Annotated in this window: 17 protein-coding genes; 10 read left to right on the forward strand and 7 right to left on the reverse strand. The window is 57.1% G+C overall.

Annotated features, from left to right (window positions below):
• The first annotated feature begins 8 nt into the window (after nucleotides 1-8).
• The 4 genes from hpf to npr all read left to right on the forward strand — a co-directional run bounded on the left by hpf (nucleotide 9) and on the right by npr (nucleotide 2,039).
• A complete protein-coding gene (gene hpf, locus OWK27_RS08535; RefSeq protein WP_014171818.1) occupies nucleotides 9-296 on the forward strand; it encodes a ribosome hibernation promoting factor in 288 nt (95 codons plus the stop codon).
• Between the two features lie 82 nt (nucleotides 297-378).
• Nucleotides 379-870 (forward strand): PTS IIA-like nitrogen regulatory protein PtsN, encoded by a 492-nt coding sequence (ptsN, locus tag OWK27_RS08540; RefSeq protein WP_148418308.1) that lies wholly within the window; start codon nucleotides 379-381, stop codon nucleotides 868-870.
• A 45-nt stretch (nucleotides 871-915) separates the two neighbouring features.
• Entirely contained in the window at nucleotides 916-1,770 is an 855-nt protein-coding gene (rapZ, locus tag OWK27_RS08545) for an RNase adapter RapZ (RefSeq protein WP_148418307.1), read from the forward strand.
• Nucleotides 1,767-2,039, forward strand: coding sequence for a PTS phosphocarrier protein NPr (gene npr / locus OWK27_RS08550; protein WP_003861872.1), 273 nt, complete (start codon nucleotides 1,767-1,769; stop codon nucleotides 2,037-2,039). The genes rapZ and npr overlap by 4 nt, the downstream gene beginning before the upstream one ends.
• Before the next feature lie 39 nt (nucleotides 2,040-2,078).
• On the opposite strand, the gene mtgA is transcribed toward npr, so the two are convergent.
• The 5 genes from mtgA to lptF form a co-directional block, all read right to left on the reverse strand.
• A complete protein-coding gene (gene mtgA, locus OWK27_RS08555; RefSeq protein WP_267590226.1) occupies nucleotides 2,079-2,804 on the reverse strand; it encodes a monofunctional biosynthetic peptidoglycan transglycosylase in 726 nt (241 codons plus the stop codon).
• Nucleotides 2,801-3,454 carry an isoprenoid biosynthesis glyoxalase ElbB gene (gene elbB, locus OWK27_RS08560; RefSeq protein WP_267590227.1) on the reverse strand — a complete coding sequence of 218 codons (654 nt, stop codon included), beginning with the start codon at nucleotides 3,452-3,454 and terminating at the stop codon, nucleotides 2,801-2,803. Before elbB ends, mtgA begins: the two co-directional genes overlap by 4 nt.
• 232 nt (nucleotides 3,455-3,686) lie before the next feature.
• On the reverse strand, nucleotides 3,687-6,020 hold the full coding sequence (arcB, locus tag OWK27_RS08565; protein ID WP_242170143.1) for an aerobic respiration two-component sensor histidine kinase ArcB: 2,334 nt from the start codon (nucleotides 6,018-6,020) through the stop codon (nucleotides 3,687-3,689).
• Between the two features lie 137 nt (nucleotides 6,021-6,157).
• Nucleotides 6,158-7,240 (reverse strand): LPS export ABC transporter permease LptG, encoded by a 1,083-nt coding sequence (gene lptG / locus OWK27_RS08570; protein ID WP_148418303.1) that lies wholly within the window; start codon nucleotides 7,238-7,240, stop codon nucleotides 6,158-6,160.
• The gene (gene lptF / locus OWK27_RS08575) at nucleotides 7,240-8,340 is read right to left on the reverse strand and encodes an LPS export ABC transporter permease LptF (RefSeq protein ID WP_148418302.1); all 1,101 of its coding nucleotides are present in this window, start codon (nucleotides 8,338-8,340) and stop codon (nucleotides 7,240-7,242) included. Before lptF ends, lptG begins: the two co-directional genes overlap by 1 nt.
• Before the next feature lie 265 nt (nucleotides 8,341-8,605).
• On the opposite strand from lptF, the gene pepA reads away from it, so the two are divergent.
• The 5 genes from pepA (at nucleotide 8,606) to ahr (ending at nucleotide 15,231) form a co-directional block, all read left to right on the forward strand.
• Nucleotides 8,606-10,117 (forward strand): leucyl aminopeptidase, encoded by a 1,512-nt coding sequence (gene pepA, locus OWK27_RS08580; RefSeq protein ID WP_148418301.1) that lies wholly within the window; start codon nucleotides 8,606-8,608, stop codon nucleotides 10,115-10,117.
• 86 nt (nucleotides 10,118-10,203) lie between these two features.
• Nucleotides 10,204-10,647, forward strand: coding sequence for a DNA polymerase III subunit chi (gene holC, locus OWK27_RS08585; protein WP_003861884.1), 444 nt, complete (start codon nucleotides 10,204-10,206; stop codon nucleotides 10,645-10,647).
• The gene (locus OWK27_RS08590) at nucleotides 10,647-13,502 is read left to right on the forward strand and encodes a valine--tRNA ligase (protein WP_267590228.1); all 2,856 of its coding nucleotides are present in this window, start codon (nucleotides 10,647-10,649) and stop codon (nucleotides 13,500-13,502) included. Before holC ends, OWK27_RS08590 begins: the two co-directional genes overlap by 1 nt.
• Nucleotides 13,503-13,624: 122 nt before the next feature.
• The gene (locus tag OWK27_RS08595) at nucleotides 13,625-14,128 is read left to right on the forward strand and encodes a GNAT family N-acetyltransferase (protein WP_148418298.1); all 504 of its coding nucleotides are present in this window, start codon (nucleotides 13,625-13,627) and stop codon (nucleotides 14,126-14,128) included.
• Between the two features lie 83 nt (nucleotides 14,129-14,211).
• Nucleotides 14,212-15,231 carry an NADPH-dependent aldehyde reductase Ahr gene (gene ahr / locus OWK27_RS08600; RefSeq protein ID WP_148418297.1) on the forward strand — a complete coding sequence of 340 codons (1,020 nt, stop codon included), beginning with the start codon at nucleotides 14,212-14,214 and terminating at the stop codon, nucleotides 15,229-15,231.
• Nucleotides 15,232-15,323: 92 nt separating this feature from the next.
• Here ahr and OWK27_RS08605 read toward each other — a convergent pair whose 3' ends face one another.
• Nucleotides 15,324-16,970, reverse strand: coding sequence for a glycerone kinase (locus tag OWK27_RS08605; protein WP_267590229.1), 1,647 nt, complete (start codon nucleotides 16,968-16,970; stop codon nucleotides 15,324-15,326).
• 137 nt (nucleotides 16,971-17,107) lie between these two features.
• On the opposite strand from OWK27_RS08605, the gene OWK27_RS08610 reads away from it, so the two are divergent.
• Nucleotides 17,108-18,610, forward strand: coding sequence for a helicase HerA-like C-terminal domain-containing protein (locus OWK27_RS08610; protein WP_267590230.1), 1,503 nt, complete (start codon nucleotides 17,108-17,110; stop codon nucleotides 18,608-18,610).
• On the opposite strand, the gene OWK27_RS08615 is transcribed toward OWK27_RS08610, so the two are convergent.
• Nucleotides 18,590-19,531, reverse strand: coding sequence for a TIGR01212 family radical SAM protein (locus OWK27_RS08615; protein ID WP_267590249.1), 942 nt, complete (start codon nucleotides 19,529-19,531; stop codon nucleotides 18,590-18,592). The two genes, OWK27_RS08610 and OWK27_RS08615, sit on opposite strands and share 21 nt — an antisense overlap.
• Between the last annotated feature and the right edge of the window lie 107 nt (nucleotides 19,532-19,638).

Genomic DNA, 19,638 nt, shown 5'->3' on the forward strand with positions numbered 1-19,638 from the left:
AAGACACTATGCAGCTCAATATCACCGGACACAACGTCGAGATTACTGAGGCTTTACGCGATTTTGTGAACGCGAAGTTCGCGAAACTTGAGCAGTATTTCGAGAGAATCAATCAGGTCTACGTTGTGTTGAAAGTGGAGAAAGTGACTCATATCTCGGATGCGACCCTGCACGTCAACGGAGGGGAACTCCATGCCAGTGCGGAAGGGCAAGACATGTACGCGGCTATCGACGGCTTGATTGATAAGCTTGCGCGACAGCTCAATAAACATAAAGATAAACTGAAACAACACTAATTGTCCGGGCAGTTAACGGGTGCAGGACGGCCTGTTGTGAAACACAACAGGCCATTTGTACGGTTAGCGCTTAGGTGAAATTATGATAAACAACGATTCCGCTCTTCAACTGAGCAACGTCCTTAACCAGGAATGTACCCGCAGTGGCGTTCACTGCCAGAGCAAAAAACGTGCGCTGGAAATTATCAGTGAACTGGCCGCAAAACAGCTGGGTCTGCCGCCGCAGATCGTGTTTGAAGCCATTCTGACCCGTGAAAAAATGGGCAGTACCGGCATCGGCAACGGCATTGCGATCCCGCATGGCAAGCTGGAAGAAGATACGCTGCGTGCCGTGGGCGTGTTTGTGCAACTGGAAACGCCGATTGCCTTCGACGCTATCGATAACCAGCCTGTCGATCTGCTCTTCGCGCTGCTGGTTCCTGCCGATCAGACCAAAACCCACCTGCACACGCTGTCGCTGGTTGCCAAACGTCTGGCGGATAAAACCATTTGTCGCCGTCTGCGCTCCGCGCAAAGTGATGAGGAGCTCTATCAAATTATCACTGAAGCAGAAGGCAATCAGGATGAGGCATAATCGGGAGATGGCTTTCAGAACTGCTGCCCTGAGGAGAAACGGAATATGGTGCTGATGATCGTCAGCGGTCGTTCGGGGTCCGGAAAGTCCGTGGCCCTGCGCGCGCTGGAAGACATGGGTTTTTACTGCGTAGATAACCTACCGGTAGTGTTGTTACCTGACCTGGCGCGAACGCTTGCGGACAGACAAATCTCTGCCGCCGTCAGTATCGACGTTCGTAACATGCCGGAATCACCGGAAATCTTCGAGCAGGCGATGAACAACCTGCCAGATTATTTCTCGCCTCAGCTACTGTTCCTTGATGCTGACCGCAATACGTTGATCCGCCGCTACAGCGATACGCGTCGCTTGCACCCGCTTTCGAGTAAAAATCTGTCGCTGGAAAGCGCCATTGATAAAGAGAGCGACCTGCTGGAGCCGCTGCGCTCCCGCGCCGATTTGATTGTCGACACCTCTGAAATGTCCGTCCATGAACTGGCGGAAATGCTGCGTACCCGTTTACTCGGCAAGCGCGAGCGCGAACTGACGATGGTGTTTGAATCCTTCGGCTTTAAGCACGGTATTCCTATCGATGCGGATTACGTTTTCGACGTGCGTTTCCTGCCGAACCCGCACTGGGATCCAAAACTGCGTCCAATGACCGGCCTGGATAAACCGGTGGCGGCGTTCCTTGACCGACACACAGAAGTACACAATTTTATCTACCAGACGCGAAGCTACCTTGAGCTATGGTTACCTATGCTGGAAACAAACAATCGCAGCTACCTGACTGTGGCGATTGGCTGTACCGGCGGTAAACATCGTTCGGTGTACATTGCCGAACAGCTGGCCGATTACTTCCGCTCGCGCGGGAAGAACGTCCAGTCCCGTCATCGCACGCTGGAAAAACGTAAAACATGACCGTAAAACAGACCGTCGAAATCACCAACAAGCTGGGTATGCACGCGCGCCCGGCGATGAAGCTTTTTGAGCTGATGCAGGGTTTTGATGCTGAAGTCCTGCTGCGCAACGACGAGGGAACCGAGGCAGAAGCCAACAGCGTGATTGCGCTGCTGATGCTGGATTCTGCCAAAGGTCGCCAGATTGAAGTTGAAGCCACCGGCCCGCAGGAAGAAGAGGCGCTGGCGGCGGTGATTGCGCTGTTTAATGCCGGGTTTGACGAAGACTAACGTCTGCTTTGCTGGCGGGTAGCGCACCGCGTACCCGCCCTACATTAACGCCTTTCTCTCCATAAAGCCTTGCCCACCTAGCTGCTGCATCTGGCGCATGATCCACGCCTGGCGGCTACGCACGTAGCCTGACGGGGCGCTGGCTTTGAAACGGATAGGGTTCGGCAGAACGGCGGCAAGCAGCGCCGCTTCGGACATCGTCAGCCTGCTGGCGGGCTTGCCGAAATAGCGCTGCGACGCGGCTTCGACCCCAAACACGCCGTCGCCAAACTCCGCGATATTCAGATAGACGGTCAGGATCCGTTTTTTGCTCCACACCGTCTCAATCCCCAGCGTCAGCCCGGCCTCCAGCCCTTTTCTCACCCAGCTGCGACCGTCCCATAAGAACAGGTTTTTTGCCGTCTGCTGGGAAAGCGTCGACGCGCCGCGTACGCGGTTCTCATGGCGCTCGTTGTGATCAAGCGCCTTTTCGATGGCCGCCACGTCAAAGCCCCAGTGTTCCGGGAACTTCTGGTCCTCTGCGGCAATGACCGCCAGCCCCATCCACGGGGAGATCGCATCCATGCTCACCCAGTCTGAATGGGCAACGTAGCCGAAATCACCCGAGAGCCAGGCACTCACCTGACGCTCCGCCATCACGGCGGAAAACGGGACGGGCGCGAAGCTGAACAGCACAATGCCTCCGCCCCAGAAAACCGCCAGGACCAGCACTATCCGCAACAGAAGCCGTTTTAACCACCTGGCGGGGGTAAATTTACGGCTCATTCGGTAAGAACCAGCACTCTGTCCACCAGCTTTTCAATGCCCGTGGCGGCCTCGGCGATGGTCTGCGCCAGCATATACGCCGGCGTGGTGATGATTTTGTTATCCTCATCCACCACGATGTCGTCTACCGGGCAAGGCACGTGTTCACCGCCCATATCCTCGATAACCTCAGCGGTATCGATGTCGGTTCCGATCGTCAGCCGCAGCGGGAAATCAAAAATTTTCGGCAGCATGGCCGGGGCGATGCAGATAAAGCCCTGCGGCTTACCTGCCGCATGCATCGCCTGCGAAAGCGCTTTCAGATCGGGATCGACCTGACAGGCCGCGCCCTCCGCTGCAAAGGTGCTCAGGTTTTTCGCCGCGCCAAAGCCGCCCGGCACGATGAGGGCATCGAGTTCAGCGGCATCGGCCTGCGCCAGCGGATGAACGTCGCCGCGCACAATACGCGCTGCTTCAACCAGCACGTTACGGCTTTCGGCCATCGGCTCGCCGGTAAGATGATTAATCACGTCTGCCTGAGCTTTATCCGGCGCGAAGCAGATAACGTCAGCCTCACGGCGGGATAAGGCCAGCAGCGTTAATACGGCCTCATGTATCTCTGACCCGTCGTAAACACCACATCCGCTCAGCACGACACCAATCTTTTTCATTCTGTCGATCCTTCTATGCAACTCGCTGAAGCACATTAAAAATTCTGATTAAAACGCTATGCTTCACACATTTCACTGATTCATGTAACAAACTGTTTAAGATTTGCTATCTTATCTGCGTGCGGCCTCAAATTTCAGGCGGCGCCCATGCGAAAACCACCCATAAAAATCAGGCGCAGCCACGATTTCCCTGGTGTTGGCGCAGTATTCGCGCACCCCGGTATAGCCGGGGTCATTTTTTTCTGGACTCGACCCAGGCTTTCAGCACCGCCACATCGTTTTGCCACTCCTGCTTCATCTCCTCAACCCAATCACCGACGTTGTCTTCCCAGGCAGGTAAATCAGGCGACTGGATCTGCTGGCCCAGCTGCTGGAGATGGCGTAACCCGACGGAACCGGCGGCGCCTTTGATTTTATGCCCCTCTTCTACGATGCCCTTCTGGTCACGCGCCGTCAGGTTTGACTCCAGTACGTTCAGATAGCCCGGCATCATTTTCTCGAACACGGCAAGGCCATCGGTGATCAGTTTTGGTCCCACCAGATCGATATACTGCTCCAGCATGGCGGTATCCAGTATCGTTTGGGCTTTGGCGCTATCAACTGACGTCATGGTGCTCTCCTCTTCATCACAGGTATCCCAGAACTTCTTGATCATCGCCGTCAGGGCAGGTACCGCAAGCGGCTTGCTGAGCACATCGTCCATGCCGGCATCGAGGTACTCTTTTTTATCTTTCAGCACGTTCGCGGTCAGCGCCACCAGCGGCGGCAGCTCGTCAGGGGCATATTTGCGCGTCAGCTCACGGGAGATATCCAGCCCGGTCATGTCCGGTAGCTGAATATCGAGCAGCACCAGGTCGTACTCGCCCGGCGTGAACATCTCCAGCGCGGCTTTGCCGGTCATCGCCACATCCACGCTGTTGCCGAGTTTTTCCAGCACCGACCGCGCGACGATAACGTTCAGCTCAATATCTTCCACCAGCAGAACGTGCAGGGCTGGCAGCGGCATATCGTCGTTCTCAAAGGTATCTTCCACCTCTTCAGCTACGGCAGGCGCGTGCACGGTAAGCGTAAAGGTTGAGCCTTTACCCGGCTGGCTGGCAACGGTGATATCCCCTCCCATGCTTTTCGCCAGCCGTTTCGATACCGCCAGGCCAATGCCCGTGCCCGTTGCCGGCTTACCGCCGTGGCTGTCTTTGACCTGATAGTACATGGCGAAGATCTTATCCTGCTCCTCCTGAGGAATGCCGATACCCGAATCCTCAACTTCAAAGTGCAGCATGTCCCCTTCGTCGTAGCGAATGCGCACCGCAACCTGCCCCTTCTGGGTAAACTTCACGGCGTTACTGATGAGGTTCCACAGGATCTGACGCAGACGCGTGCCGTCCGTCACCACCTTATGCGGCAGCGGCAGCGTCGGCTCCATCACGAAGCTCAGCCCTTTTTGCTGAGCCTGCAAACCTGACAGGTTCTCCAGATCCGCGAGGAAGCCGGTAAAATCAACAGGCTGGTTATCGAGCTGAACTTTACGGCGCTCCATTTTATCCATGTCGATAATATCATTGAAGATATTCCCCAGCGTAACCGCTGAAACGTGGATCGTTTTGAGGTATTTTTCCTGCTCGCTGGTGAGGTCGGTATCCAGCAGGATCCGGCTCAGCCCTACAATGCCGTTAAGCGGCGTGCGCAGCTCGTGGCTGATGGTGGAGATGAAGGTGGTCTTGTCACGGCTGGCGCGCTCCAGCGCGTCCTGGTAGCGCTTACGCTCGGTGATATCGCGGCCAAAGCCCATCAGGCCATGACGCTTGCCAACGCGGTCGTAATAAGGCACTTTGCGGATCTCAAAGCAGGCCTTGCGTCCATCGGGATAATCCAGCCACTGCTCGTAGGTCAGCGAGACGTTATGACGGAACACCTTTTCATCCGTCTCCATCACTTTTGCCGCCGCCTCTTCGGAATAGACGTCCTGAGGCTTCAGGTGGATCAGCTGCTTTTCGCTTTTTCCGGTCAACAGTTCCATAGCCCGGTTACAGCCGGAGAACTCTTTATCTTCATTACGATAGAAAACCAGATCCGGAGAGGCATCCAGGAACGAGCGCAGGAAAGAGGACTGTTGTTCAAGCTGGATCTGCGTGACTTCGCGCTCTTTCATCTCAATTTTGAGCTGCTCCAGCGTGGCCTGACGCTCGGCTTCGGCCTTCTCACGATCTGAGATTTCCTGATTCAGCTGGGCAATGTTGTCCTTGAGCTGGACGTTGAGCTTGAGATCGCGCTCGCGCATCTCCTCCAGCTTTTCCACCAGCCTCGACAGGCGCTGTCGGGATTCTTCCAGTTGCTCGACCACCACGGAGAGGAAGTAGACCGCCCAGGGCGTGATCAGCAGGCCAAAGAAGATGGAGCGGATCACGTCGATACTCTCGACCTGACCATGCAGGACCATGGTCACGGCCATCTGTACCACTATCGCCAGAACCACCAGCGCCAGCGCCAGCAGCATGGAAAAACGCACCAGCCCGAGCTTCATCATCAGGTCTACGTAGTACTGGGCCAGCATTCGAATTTGCTTCATAGAGGATCCCTTCACGACTTTATCGCTCAATAATACTCAAATTCAGAGCGAGGCGTTGCAGGTTGTGAGAAAAAGTGCGGGGTGAAACAGGTGATTAGCCTCGCCCCCGGGGTGCCGGGAGCGAGGAAAAGGAAATATCAGGAACGTTTAAGCAGCATCCAGAGGCTGATCAGGAAGAAGCTGGCGCTCGGCAGCAGCGCACCGATAATCGGCGGAATGCCATACACCAGCGTCAGCGGGCCAAAAATCTGATCGAGGACGTAGAAGACGAAGCCGAAGCTGATACCGGTTACCACGCGTACGCCCATCGGCACGCTACGCAGTGGACCAAAGATGAACGACAGCGCCATCAGCATCATTACCGCAACGGACAGCGGCTGGAAGATTTTGCTCCACATGTTGAGCTGGTAACGCCCCGCATCCTGCCCGCTGGATTTCAGATACTTCACGTAGTTATGCAGACCGCTGATGGAGAGCGCATCCGGGTCAAGCGCCACGACGCCAAGTTTGTCCGGGGTCAGGTTGGTTTTCCAGGTGCCGCTCACCGTCTGCGAGCCGGTGATCTGTTTCGGGTCGGTCAGGTTAGACTCATCAACCTGCGATAAACGCCACAGCTTGTTGTTCGCATCAAATTTGGCAGAGGCGGCATAGCGCACGGACTGTAAACGACGCTGGTCGTTAAAGGCATAAATACTCACGCCGCCCAGCTCGTCATCCCCTTTCACGCGTTCGATATAAACGAAGTTCTGGCCATCTTTGGCCCATAACCCCTGCTGCGTGGAAAGCAGTGAACCACCGTACATGGCCTGAGCGCGGTAGTTACGCGCCATCTGTTCGCCCTGCGGCGCAACCCATTCGCCAATCGCCATGGTCAGCAGCACCAGCGGGATCGCGGTTTTCATCACCGACAGCGCTACCTGCATACGGGTAAAGCCCGACGCCTGCATCACCACCAGTTCGCTACGCTGTGCCAGCATGCCCAGCCCCAGCAGCGCCCCCAGCAGGGCCGCCATCGGGAAGAAGATCTGCACATCTTTTGGTACGCTGAGCAGGGTATACATTCCGGCGCCCAGCGCGTCGTAGCTGCCCTGCCCGGCTTTTTTCAGCTGATCGACAAATTTGATAATGCCGGAGAGCGACACCAGCATGAACAGCGTCATCATGATGGTGGTAAAAATGGTTTTACCGATATAGCGGTCAAGTACGCCAAACGCCTGCATTAGATGGCTCCTTTACGCGTAAACCGGGCACGAATACGACGCACAGGCACCGTGTCCCATAAGTTGAGTCCTACTGCCAGCAGCAGATACAAACCATTCACGACCCAGGTCCAGATCATCGGGTCGATTTTGCCTTTCCCGCCGTTAGACTTGATTGAGGTTTGCAGCAGGAAGAACACCAGATACAGCAGCATCGCCGGCAGCATGGACAGCACGCGGCCCTGACGCGGGTTCACCACGCTCAGCGGCACGACCATCAGCGCCATCATAAATACTGTGAATACCAGCGTAATACGCCAGTGCAGCTCGGCACGCGCACGATCGGTATTGGTGTTAAACAAGGTGCGCATATCCATCTGCTCGGTGTCCGTAGGATCGAGCGCAACGGCCTGGTGACCGATAATAGCCTGGTAGTTCTGGAAATCCGTAATGCGGAAGTCACGCAGCATTGCCGTGCCTTCGAAACGCGTTCCTTTGTTTAGCGTGACAACCTGAGAGCCATCTTTACGCTGCGCCAGCTGGCCGGAATCCGCTACCACCACGGAAGGGCGAGCGTTGCCTTTCGGGCGCAACTGAGCAAGAAACACATCGTTAAATCGGCTGCCATCAACGCTTTCGATAAACAGAACAGAGTTACCGTCGGTTGCCTGCTGGAACTGGCCCTGCGCAAGCGCCGCCATGCCGGGGTTAGCTTTCGCTTCTGCCAGCACTTCATCCTGATGACGGGAAGAGGTCGGCCCTGCCCACATCACGTTGACGGCAGCAACGATGCCCGTAAACAGCGCAAGCACCATGGCGGCTTTCACCAGTACGGCTTTACTGAGGCCGCAGGCGTGCATCACGGTGATTTCACTTTCGGTATAGAGCTTACCCAGCGTCATCAGCAAACCGAGGAACAGGCTTAACGGCAGGATGAGCTGCGCCATTTCCGGCACGCCAAGCCCGAGCAGGGAAAGCACCAGATTCGTTGGGATTTCGCCATCGACCGCCGCGCCGAGGATCCTGACCAGCTTCTGACAGAAAAAGATCAGAAGGAGGATAAAGAGGATCGCCAGTTGGCTCTTCAGCGTCTCCCGAACCAGATATCTTATGATTATCACTTTAAATACGCCCGTTAAAACTCGTCTTATGCAGGAATTTAGCTTGTTTCATGGCTTAAACGTCATTTATTCTCTTGAGTCGTCGAAATCATCGCTAAGATTAAAAAACCCGGCGGATTCGCGCTTCATGACATTTTTTGACGTGTCGAAACCGTAGTAACGTAAGATTAACACGAAGTCACCACAACGGCGGACATGAGTTACGAAAGGTTTCAATTCTATCCGTAGCCGCCGCCGTTGTCTTTAAGATTCAGGAGCGTAGTGCATGGAGTTCAGTGTAAAAAGCGGTAGCCCGGAGAAACAGCGGAGTGCCTGCATCGTTGTGGGCGTCTTCGAACCACGCCGACTCTCCCCGATCGCCGAGCAGCTCGATAAAATCAGCGACGGCTATATCAGCGCCCTGCTGCGCCGTGGCGAACTGGAAGGCAAACCAGGGCAAACCCTGTTGCTGCACCATGTTCCGAACGTCCTGTCCGAGCGTATTCTGCTGATTGGCTGCGGTAAAGAACGTGAGCTTGATGAGCGCCAGTACAAGCAGGTTATTCAGAAAACGATTAATACACTGAATGATACTGGTTCGATGGAAGCCGTCTGCTTCCTGACCGAGCTGCACGTGAAGGGCCGCAACACGTACTGGAAAGTGCGCCAGGCTGTCGAAACCGCAAAAGAGAGCCTCTACAGCTTCGATCAGCTGAAGACCACCAAAAGCGAGCCGCGTCGCCCGCTGCGCAAGATGGTCTTTAACGTGCCAACCCGTCGCGAGCTGACCAGCGGCGAGCGCGCCATTCAGCACGGCCTGGCGATTGCTGCCGGTATTAAAGCTGCGAAAGATCTCGGCAATATGCCGCCAAACATCTGTAACGCCGCCTATCTGGCGTCTCAGGCGCGCCAGCTGGCTGACTCCTACAGCAAAAACGTCATCACCCGCGTTATCGGCGAACAGCAGATGAAAGAGCTGGGGATGCACTCTTATCTGGCGGTCGGTAACGGCTCGCAGAACGAATCCCTGATGTCGGTCATCGAGTACAAAGGGAATCCGTCTGAAGATGCGCGTCCGATCGTGCTCGTCGGTAAAGGCCTGACCTTCGACTCCGGCGGTATCTCTATCAAGCCTTCTGAGGGCATGGATGAGATGAAATACGACATGTGCGGCGCGGCGGCGGTATACGGCGTCATGCGCATGGTTGCAGAGCTTCAGCTGCCAATTAACGTGGTCGGCGTGCTGGCTGGCTGCGAAAACATGCCTGGCGGGCGCGCTTATCGTCCGGGCGACGTGCTGACCACCATGTCAGGCCAGACCGTCGAGGTGCTTAACACCGACGCCGAAGGCCGCCTGGTGCTGTGCGACGTGCTGACCTACGTTGAGCGCTTCGACCCTGAAGCGGTAATCGACGTGGCCACCCTGACCGGTGCCTGCGTGATTGCGCTGGGCCACCACATCACCGGCCTGATGTCGAACCACAATCCGCTGGCGCACGAGCTTATCGGCGCGTCTGAACAGGCTGGAGACCGCGCGTGGCGCCTGCCGCTGGGCGATGAGTTCCAGGAACAGCTGGAGTCTAACTTCGCGGACATGGCGAACATCGGCGGTCGCCCTGGCGGGGCCATCACCGCGGGCTGCTTCCTGGCGCGCTTCACCCGTAAATACAACTGGGCGCACCTGGACATCGCCGGCACCGCATGGCGCTCCGGTAAAGCCAAGGGCGCGACCGGTCGTCCGGTTGCGCTGCTGTCGCAGTTCCTGCTGAACCGTGCGGGTTTTAACGGCGACGAGTAACACGGTACGGCAGTAAACCGCAGGCCGGGTAAGGCGCAGCCGACGCCCGGCTTAAGCATTTAAAATGAGCACAAGAAGCCCCACATATGAAGAATGCAACGTTCTACCTTCTGGACAACGACACCCATCAGGACGGCCTCAGCGCCGTAGAACAGCTGGTGTGTGAAATTGCCGCAGAACGTTGGCGCGCGGGTAAACGCGTGTTGATTGCCTGTGAAGATGAGCAGCAGGCGATTCGCCTTGATGAAGCGCTATGGGCGCGCCCGCCGGAGAGTTTTGTTCCGCATAACCTGTCGGGCGAAGGTCCGCGCGGCGGAGCGCCGGTTGAAATTGCCTGGCCGCAAAAGCGCAACAGCAGCGCGCGCGACATTCTCATTAGCCTGCGCACAGACTTTGCAGATTTTGCCACCGCTTTCACAGAAGTGGTAGACTTTGTCCCTTACGAAGAATCTTTGAAACAACTGGCGCGCGAACGCTATAAAGCGTACCGCCTGGCCGGTTTTAACCTGAATACGGCAACCTGGAAATAATGGAAAAGACATATAACCCACGCGATATCGAACAGCCGCTTTACGAGCACTGGGAACAGCAGGGCTATTTCAAGCCTAACGGCGACGAAAGCAAAGAGTCCTTCTGCATCATGATCCCGCCGCCGAACGTCACCGGCAGTTTGCATATGGGGCATGCTTTCCAGCAGACCATCATGGACACCATGATCCGCTACCAGCGCATGCAGGGCAAAAACACCCTGTGGCAGGCGGGGACCGACCACGCGGGTATCGCAACCCAGATGGTGGTTGAGCGTAAAATTGCCGCTGAAGAAGGTAAAACCCGCCACGACTACGGTCGCGACGCGTTCATCGATAAAATCTGGCAGTGGAAAGCGGAATCCGGCGGCACCATTACCCGTCAGATGCGCCGCCTTGGCAACTCCGTGGACTGGGAGCGCGAGCGCTTCACCATGGACGAAGGCCTTTCCAATGCCGTGAAAGAAGTTTTCGTCCGTCTGTACAAAGAAGACCTGATTTACCGCGGCAAGCGCCTGGTAAACTGGGATCCGAAACTGCGCACCGCGATCTCTGACCTGGAAGTGGAAAACCGCGAGTCTAAAGGCTCCATGTGGCACATCCGCTATCCGCTGGCCGACGGCGCAAAGACCGCAGACGGTAAAGACTACCTGGTCGTCGCGACCACTCGTCCGGAAACCCTGCTGGGCGATACCGGCGTGGCCGTCAACCCGGAAGATCCGCGTTATAAAGATCTGATCGGCAAATTTGTGGTGCTGCCGCTGGTAAACCGCCGTATTCCGATTGTGGGCGACGAACACGCCGACATGGAAAAAGGCACCGGCTGCGTGAAAATCACCCCGGCGCACGACTTCAACGACTATGAAGTGGGACGTCGTCACGCCCTGCCGATGATCAACATTCTGACCTTCGACGGCGATATCCGTGAAAGTGCAGAAGTGTACGACACCAAAGGCAACGAATCCGACGTTTACTCAAGCGACATTCCGGCTGAGTTCCAGAAGCTGGAGCGCTTTGCCGCGCGTAAAGCCATCGTGGCCGCCGTTGACGCGCTCGGCCTGCTCGAAGAGATCAAACCTCACGATCTGACCGTGCCGTACGGCGACCGTGGCGGCGTGGTGATCGAGCCGATGCTGACCGACCAGTGGTACGTGCGTGCCGACGTGCTGGCAAAACCGGCCGTGGAAGCGGTTGAGAACGGCAGCATTCAGTTCGTGCCGAAGCAGTACGAAAACATGTACTTCTCCTGGATGCGCGATATTCAGGACTGGTGTATCTCCCGTCAGCTGTGGTGGGGTCACCGAATCCCGGCATGGTACGACAATGAAGGCAACGTTTACGTTGGCCGCAGTGAAGACGAAGTGCGTCAGGAAAATAACCTGAGTGCCGACGTGGCGCTGCGCCAGGACGAAGACGTGCTGGATACCTGGTTCTCCTCCGCGCTGTGGACCTTCTCCACCCTCGGCTGGCCTGAGAACACCGACGCGCTGCGTCAGTTCCACCCAACCAGCGTAATGGTGTCCGGCTTCGACATCATCTTCTTCTGGATCGCCCGCATGATCATGATGACCATGCACTTCATTAAAGACGAAGACGGTAAACCGCAGGTTCCGTTCCACACCGTCTACATGACCGGTCTGATCCGTGACGATGAAGGCCAGAAGATGTCCAAATCCAAGGGTAACGTTATTGACCCGCTGGATATGGTTGACGGTATCTCTCTGGAAGATCTGCTGGAAAAACGTACCGGCAACATGATGCAGCCGCAGCTGGCTGATAAAATCCGCAAGCGCACCGAGAAGCAGTTCCCGAACGGCATTGAGGCTCACGGTACCGACGCCCTGCGCTTCACCCTGGCGGCGCTGGCCTCCACCGGCCGCGACATTAACTGGGACATGAAGCGTCTGGAAGGTTACCGGAACTTCTGTAACAAGCTGTGGAACGCCAGCCGCTTCGTGCTGATGAACACTGAAGATCAGGACTGCGGCTTTAACGGCGGCGAAATGACGCTATCTCTGGCAGACCGCTGGATCCTGGCGGAATTTAACCAGACGGTGAAAGCGTTCCGCGACGCGCTGGACAGCTACCGCTTCGACATCGCGGCGGGCATCCTGTACGAATTCACCTGGAACCAGTTCTGTGACTGGTACCTGGAGCTGGCGAAGCCGGTAATGAACGGCGGTTCTGAAGCAGAGCTGCGCGGCACGCGCAACACGCTGATTACCGTTCTGGAAGGTCTGCTGCGCCTGGCGCATCCGGTAATTCCGTTCATCACCGAAACCATCTGGCAGCGCGTGAAGGTGATTGCCGGCATCAACGCCGATACCATCATGCTGCAGCCGTTCCCGGAATTCGATGCGGCGAAAGTCGATGAAGCCGCGTCAGCGGATACCGAGTGGCTGAAACAGGCAATCGTTGCGGTACGTAACATCCGTGCTGAAATGAACATCGCGCCAGGTAAACCGCTTGAGCTGCTGCTGCGCGGCTGCAGCGAGGCTGCCGTTCGTCGTGTAAACGAGAACAACACCTTCCTGAAAACCATGGCGCGTCTGGAAAGCATCACCGTGCTGCCTGCGGATGACAAAGGTCCGGTTTCCGTGACCAAAATCATCGACGGCGCCGAGCTGCTGATCCCGATGGCGGGCCTGATCGACAAAGACGCTGAGCTGGCTCGCCTGGCGAAAGAAGTGGCGAAAGTCGATGTGGAGATTGGCAAAATCGAAAGCAAGCTGGCGAACGAAGGCTTTGTGGCCCGCGCGCCGGAAGCGGTCATCGCCAAAGAGCGTGAGCGCCTGGTTGCCTTCGCCGATGCGAAAACCAAACTGATCGAGCAGCAGGCCGTTATCGCAGCCCTGTAATGCTTTACCCCTTACGCTTCAGGGCGTAAGGGGTTTTCTTCTTGAAAACTCCTCGCTTGCACTCCCCTTCCTGCGGTGCTATTAACAGCAGCTGTGTGTCAATTTTTGTCATGAGTAATGCTATGAGCGTGATTACCCCCGTCGCGACGACAATGCGTCGGATCGCTGTGCAAGACAACCCGTCAATCGCCGCCGTTATCCGCACGGTCTCTGCCGAGTATGGCCTGACCGCCGACAAAGGCTATACCGTAGCCGACCCCAATCTGGACGAACTTTTCCAGCTTTATAGCCAGCCAGGCCATGCTTACTGGGTCATCGAGCAGGACGGTCGGGTGGTGGGCGGCGGCGGCATCGCGCCACTGCTTTGCAGCGAGCCGGATATCTGTGAACTACAGAAAATGTATTTCCTGCCGACTATACGCGGCCAGGGCCTGGCGAAAAAGCTGGCGCTGGTTGCCCTGGAACAGGCGCGCTCGCAGGGCTTTAAACGCTGTTATCTAGAAACCACCGCCTTCCTTAAAGAGGCCATTGGCCTGTATGAACGTCTTGGCTTTGAGCATATCGATGCGCCGCTGGGCTGCACTGGCCACGTCGACTGCGAAGTCAGAATGCTGAAAAGTCTGTAAATTTTGTTCCTGCCCTCTTCTGTTAAGCGGCTGTAAACTGAATGCTCTACACTCACAGTTCACACCAAAACAGGGGAAACGCGATGTCGAAGATAAAAAGCTACGCCGCACCGCAGGCGGGTGCAGAGCTTGAGCTGTACGAATATGATGCGGGCGAACTAAAAGCGGAAGACGTCGAGGTACAGGTTGATTACTGCGGGATCTGCCACTCCGATCTCTCCATGATCGACAACGAATGGGGCTTCTCCAGCTATCCGCTGGTTGCCGGTCACGAAGTCATTGGCCGCGTTGCAGCGCTCGGTAGCGCCGCGCAGGACAAAGGGCTGAAGGTTGGCCAGCGCGTGGGCATTGGCTGGACGGCACGCAGCTGCGGCCACTGCGACGCCTGTATCAGCGGTAATCAGGTTAACTGCACGGAAGGCGCTGTTCCTACCATTCTGAACAAGGGCGGCTTTGCCGATAAGCTGCGCGCCGACTGGCAATGGGTTATCCCGCTGCCGGAGAGCATCGATATTGAATCCGCCGGCCCGCTGCTGTGTGGCGGTATTACCGTCTTTAAACCGCTGCTGATGCACCACGTCACCGCCACCAGCCGCGTAGGCGTGATTGGTATTGGCGGACTGGGCCATATCGCCATCAAGCTGCTGCATGCGATGGGCTGTGAAGTTACTGCGTTCAGCTCTAACCCGGCAAAAGAGCAAGAAGTGCTGGCGATGGGCGCGGATAAAGTGGTGAACAGCCGCGATCCTGACGCGCTGAACGCGCTGGCGGGACAGTTCGATCTGATCATCAACACCGTGAACGTCGATCTTAACTGGCAGCCGTACTTTGAAGCGCTGGCCTATGGCGGTAACTTCCACACCGTAGGTGCGGTGATGAAGCCGCTGCCGGTTCCGGCATTTACCCTGATCGGCGGCGATCGCAGCGTATCCGGCTCTGCAACCGGTACGCCATACGAACTGCGCAAGCTGATGAAGTTTGCCGGACGCACTAAAGTGGCGCCAACCACCGAGCTGTATCCCATGTCAAAAATCAATGAAGCCATCCAGCACGTGCGTGACGGTAAAGCCCGTTACCGCGTGGTGTTGAAAGCGGATTTTTAATCTGACGGTGCTGGGGTATGTGCGGCCTGGAGCCCTCGCCCCAACCCTCTCCCTGTGGGAGAGGGTGCAAACACTAAAAACGGTAACGGCTGTTACCGTTTTGCTTCCACCATGGCCTTAAACACCTCTGCCACCGCAACCGCCCCCGGGTCCATCACGCCGTCCAGATTCTCTTTGTTCACATACGACGAGCGCCCCGCACCGGCTTTCTCCATTTTCGCCGTTGACTCCGCCCCCTGCTGCGCCGCCTGCGCTGCTGCCTGAACATCGCCTTTCTGCAACGCCTCAAGCGCTGGCTGCAGCGCGTCGATCAGCGTGCGATCGCCGAGATCTGCCCCGCCATACTGCTTCATTTGCGCCAGCCCGCTCAGCAGCGCATCCGCAAGCGATTGTCCGTCATGAAGCTTTTGCCCGGCCGCCGTGAAGAAGATCGACATTAATACGCCGCTCGATCCGCCCATTACGGTTGCCAGCCGCTCGCCCACCAGCAGGAGTAACGTCGATACCTCGTTAAGAGGAAGGGCGTTCTCCTCAAGACGCTGCGCAATATCCCGCGCGCCTTGCGCAAAGGTAGAGCCGGTATCGCCATCGCCGACTTTCGCATCCAGCGCATTCAGGCGGTTTTCCAGCTGGCTCAGCGTCTTCGTCACCGCGGAAACGTATGCCCGCACCTGCGGATTGTCCGACGGGGCGTATTCCACGCGGTCGTGGATGGCGCTATGCGGGACGGTTCGCAGCGGCGCAAACGCGACGGGTTTCTGCCAGCCCAGCGTTTCTACCTCGGAGCGGATCGCCTTTTCGAAGTAATCGTTAAGCTTCAGCAGCGTCAGCGAAAAGCCTTTCATATCCAGCGCGCTGACCAGCGGCGCGGGGCCAATCAGCCAGGCAATCTCGTCTTTCAGCGCCGAGTGCGCCAGCTCTTTGGTCAGCAAAGCCATCTCCAGCGCCGACACGCCGCCGAGGTTATTGATCAGTACCGCAAAGCGCCCCGTTCCCGCCTGGGCCTTCAGCGGCGTGATTAACGTGTCGATAATCGCCCTGCTGTTCTGCGTATCCACCACGGATGCCCCAGGCTCGCCGTGAATGCCCAGCCCCAGCTCCACATGGCCCTGTTTGATCCTTCCTTCTTCTTCATCGCTACCCGGCAGGTTGCAGGTTTGCATCGCCACCCCCAGGCTCCAGAGGTTATCGCAGGCCTGTTGCGCAATATCCTGCACTTCGCTTAACGATTTCCCTTGCTCTGCCGCGTACCCGGCAATCTTATGCACCAGCGCGGTTCCCGCGATGCCGCGCGGCTGCCTGTTGTCCGGCAGGGCGATGTCATCCGCCACGATAACCATCTCCACCTTCAGGCCGTAGCGTTTGGCTTTTTCAGCGGCCAGACCAAAGTTAAGACGGTCGCCGGTATAGTTTTTCACGATCAGCAGGCAGCCACGGTCGCCCGTGACCGCAACGATGGCGTTCAGCACCGCATCCACGCTCGGAGAGGCGAACAGATCGCCACACACTGCCGCCGTAAGCATCCCTTTACCGACGAATCCCGCATGCGCCGGTTCGTGACCGGAACCACCGCCGGAGATGACCGCTACGCGGCTTTTATCCCAGTCGCCGCGCGCCACTACGCGGATGGCCGGATCGATATCAAGTTTGACGAGATTACCGTGCGGCGCGGAGAGGAGTATGCCTTCAATGGCATCGTTGACAAGCTGTTTGCGGTCGTTAAAAAAGAATCTGGACATAGTTTCCCAAAAATTTGTTTACCGTATGCAAAAGCATAGTCCGCACTGGATAATGCGCCGCAAAGTAAGGAATTTACGCAGACATTTCGCCGTCAGGTTGCCTATACTCCACCCAGGACTACGAGAGGACGTGCATCATGAGTACACCATTGTTAATCGCCAGGACGCTGGAAAAAGAGCTGTTTTTACTGCCCGCAATGGCAAACCGTCACGGCCTGATCACAGGCGCAACCGGGACGGGTAAAACCGTCACCCTGCAAAAGCTGGCGGAGTCATTGTCGGAGACTGGCGTGCCGGTCTTTATGGCTGACGTGAAGGGCGATTTAACCGGGGTGGCTCAGGCGGGTACGGCGTCGGAAAAACTGCTCGAACGCCTGAAAAACATCGGCATCACGGACTGGACGCCGCACGGCAATCCGGTAGTGTTATGGGATATCTTTGGTGAAAAAGGTCACCCGGTGCGCGCCACCGTCTCCGATCTCGGTCCGCTGCTGCTGGCCCGCCTCCTGAATCTCAACGACGTGCAGTCCGGCGTGCTGAATATTATCTTCCGCATTGCCGATGACCAGGGTCTGCTGCTGCTCGATTTCAAAGACCTGCGGGCCATTACCCAGTATATCGGCGATAACGCTAAATCGTTCCAGAACCAGTACGGCAATATCAGCAGCGCCTCAGTCGGCGCCATTCAGCGTGGGTTACTGACGCTGGAGCAGCAGGGTGCCGAGCACTTCTTCGGCGAGCCCATGCTGGACATCAAAGACTGGATGCGCACCGACAGCAGCGGCAAAGGCATCATCAATATCCTGAGCGCAGAGAAGCTCTACCAGATGCCGAAGCTTTACGCTGCCAGCCTGCTGTGGATGCTCTCCGAGCTCTATGAGCAACTGCCTGAGGCAGGCGATCTTGAGAAGCCAAAACTGGTGTTCTTCTTTGACGAAGCGCACCTGCTGTTCAACGATGCGCCACAGGTGTTGCTGGACAAAATTGAGCAGGTTATTCGCCTGATCCGTTCCAAAGGCGTCGGTGTCTGGTTTGTGTCGCAAAACCCGTCCGATATTCCTGACAACGTGCTGGGACAGCTGGGTAACCGGGTGCAGCACGCCCTGCGCGCCTATACTCCCAAAGATCAGAAAGCCGTCAAAGCCGCCGCGCAAACCATGCGCGCCAATCCGGCGTTTGATACCGAAGCCGAGATTCAGGCGCTGGGCACCGGTGAAGCGTTGGTTTCCTTCCTGGACGCGAAGGGCAGCCCAACCGTTGTGGAACGTACGATGGTGATAGCACCCTGTTCACGCATGGGCCCGGTCACTGATGACGAACGCAACGGCCTGATTAACCACTCCCCCGTTTACGGAAAGTATGAAGACGAGGTGGATCGCGAATCCGCGTTTGAGATGCTGCAAAAAGGGGTGCAGGCAACCACAGATGCCCAGGATGCGCCCGCGGCCAAAGGGCAGTCTGTCGCCGTGGATGACGGCATTCTCGGCGGGCTAAAAGACATTCTGTTTGGCACCACCGGACCGCGCGGCGGCAAGCGCGATGGCGTGGTGCAAACCATGGCGAAGAGCGCAGCGCGGCAGGTCACGAATCAGATTGTGCGCGGCATGCTGGGAAGCCTGTTAGGCGGCCGTCGACGGTAGACGGTGTACCCACGGCCTTCCCAGCGCCGACCCCTGCACGCCGTGCTCATGCAGATAGCGGTCGATCTCTACCATTCCCGTCCAGCGGTTCTCGCACCAGAGCGGTGCCAGCAGCGTTGGGCGGCGCGCGCTGGCTGAGAGTCGGTGGTAAACAATCTCCGGCGGCGTGTGGCGAATCATCTCCCCCGCCGTCGCGGTATAGTCGTCGAGCTCAATGCCGCTTAAGCGCCCCGCTTCCCACGCTTTCGCCATTGTGCTGCCCTTCACGATATGCAGCGGATGCAGCTTGATACCGTCCACGCCTGTCTCAACGACTTTTTCCAGCGTCTCAAGGCCGTGCTGCTGCCCTTCGCCGGGCAAGCCGACTATCAGATGCGAGCAGACTTTTAGCCCACGCGCGCGGGCAAGGCGCGTGGTGCGCTGGTAGCAGGCAAAATCATGGCCGCGATTAATACGGTGCAGGGTTTTGTCGTGCGCGCTCTGCAGGCCCAGCTCCAGCCAAATCTCGTAGCCCTGCTCTTTATACTCGCTGAGTAAATCCAGCACCGCGTCGGGCACGCAGTCCGGGCGCGTACCGACGCACAGCCCGACAATGTTCGCCTGAGCAACCGCCTGCTGATACATCGAACGCAGCACCTGCACTTCCGCCCATGTGCTGGTATAGGCCTGGAAATAGGCCAGATACCGCTTTGCTCGGTTTACAAGGCTGGCCTGATGCGCGAGCTGCTCCGCGATGGATTTATGCTGCTGGGCCTCGTCCGCAAACGAGGCCACGTTGCAGAACGTACAGCCGCCACGTCCGATGGTGCCATCGCGGTTCGGACAGCTAAAGCCGCCGTGCAGCGTCAGCTTATGAACCTTTTGCCCATAGCGCTGCAAAAGATCCCCACCAAACATATTGACTAATTTCTGTAACTGCATAATCTGATAGACCGTCCCGAAGAAAGGGGACAAGCCTGCCATTTTTAGCCTCCGTCGGCGATGACCTGGATCAATCGCCCTGGACGGCCTTTATCTATATGAATAAA

This window comes from Enterobacter cloacae complex sp. 2022EL-00788 (genome assembly GCF_026627565.1).
GTDB lineage: Bacteria > Pseudomonadota > Gammaproteobacteria > Enterobacterales > Enterobacteriaceae > Enterobacter > Enterobacter pasteurii.

Excerpts from the sequence above, each read along its gene's own strand:
- hpf (WP_014171818.1), top strand. The coding sequence starts at position 9 with ATGCAGCTCAATATCACCGGACACAACGTCGAGATTACTGAGGCTTTA.
- ptsN (WP_148418308.1), top strand. The coding sequence starts at position 379 with ATGATAAACAACGATTCCGCTCTTCAACTGAGCAACGTCCTTAACCAG.
- rapZ (WP_148418307.1), top strand. The coding sequence starts at position 916 with ATGGTGCTGATGATCGTCAGCGGTCGTTCGGGGTCCGGAAAGTCCGTG.
- npr (WP_003861872.1), top strand. The coding sequence starts at position 1,767 with ATGACCGTAAAACAGACCGTCGAAATCACCAACAAGCTGGGTATGCAC.
- mtgA (WP_267590226.1), bottom strand. The coding sequence starts at position 2,804 with ATGAGCCGTAAATTTACCCCCGCCAGGTGGTTAAAACGGCTTCTGTTG.
- elbB (WP_267590227.1), bottom strand. The coding sequence starts at position 3,454 with ATGAAAAAGATTGGTGTCGTGCTGAGCGGATGTGGTGTTTACGACGGG.
- arcB (WP_242170143.1), bottom strand. The coding sequence starts at position 6,020 with ATGAAGCAAATTCGAATGCTGGCCCAGTACTACGTAGACCTGATGATG.
- lptG (WP_148418303.1), bottom strand. The coding sequence starts at position 7,240 with ATGCAGGCGTTTGGCGTACTTGACCGCTATATCGGTAAAACCATTTTT.
- pepA (WP_148418301.1), top strand. The coding sequence starts at position 8,606 with ATGGAGTTCAGTGTAAAAAGCGGTAGCCCGGAGAAACAGCGGAGTGCC.
- holC (WP_003861884.1), top strand. The coding sequence starts at position 10,204 with ATGAAGAATGCAACGTTCTACCTTCTGGACAACGACACCCATCAGGAC.
- OWK27_RS08590 (WP_267590228.1), top strand. The coding sequence starts at position 10,647 with ATGGAAAAGACATATAACCCACGCGATATCGAACAGCCGCTTTACGAG.
- OWK27_RS08595 (WP_148418298.1), top strand. The coding sequence starts at position 13,625 with ATGAGCGTGATTACCCCCGTCGCGACGACAATGCGTCGGATCGCTGTG.
- ahr (WP_148418297.1), top strand. The coding sequence starts at position 14,212 with ATGTCGAAGATAAAAAGCTACGCCGCACCGCAGGCGGGTGCAGAGCTT.
- OWK27_RS08605 (WP_267590229.1), bottom strand. The coding sequence starts at position 16,970 with ATGTCCAGATTCTTTTTTAACGACCGCAAACAGCTTGTCAACGATGCC.
- OWK27_RS08610 (WP_267590230.1), top strand. The coding sequence starts at position 17,108 with ATGAGTACACCATTGTTAATCGCCAGGACGCTGGAAAAAGAGCTGTTT.
- OWK27_RS08615 (WP_267590249.1), bottom strand. The coding sequence starts at position 19,531 with ATGCAGTTACAGAAATTAGTCAATATGTTTGGTGGGGATCTTTTGCAG.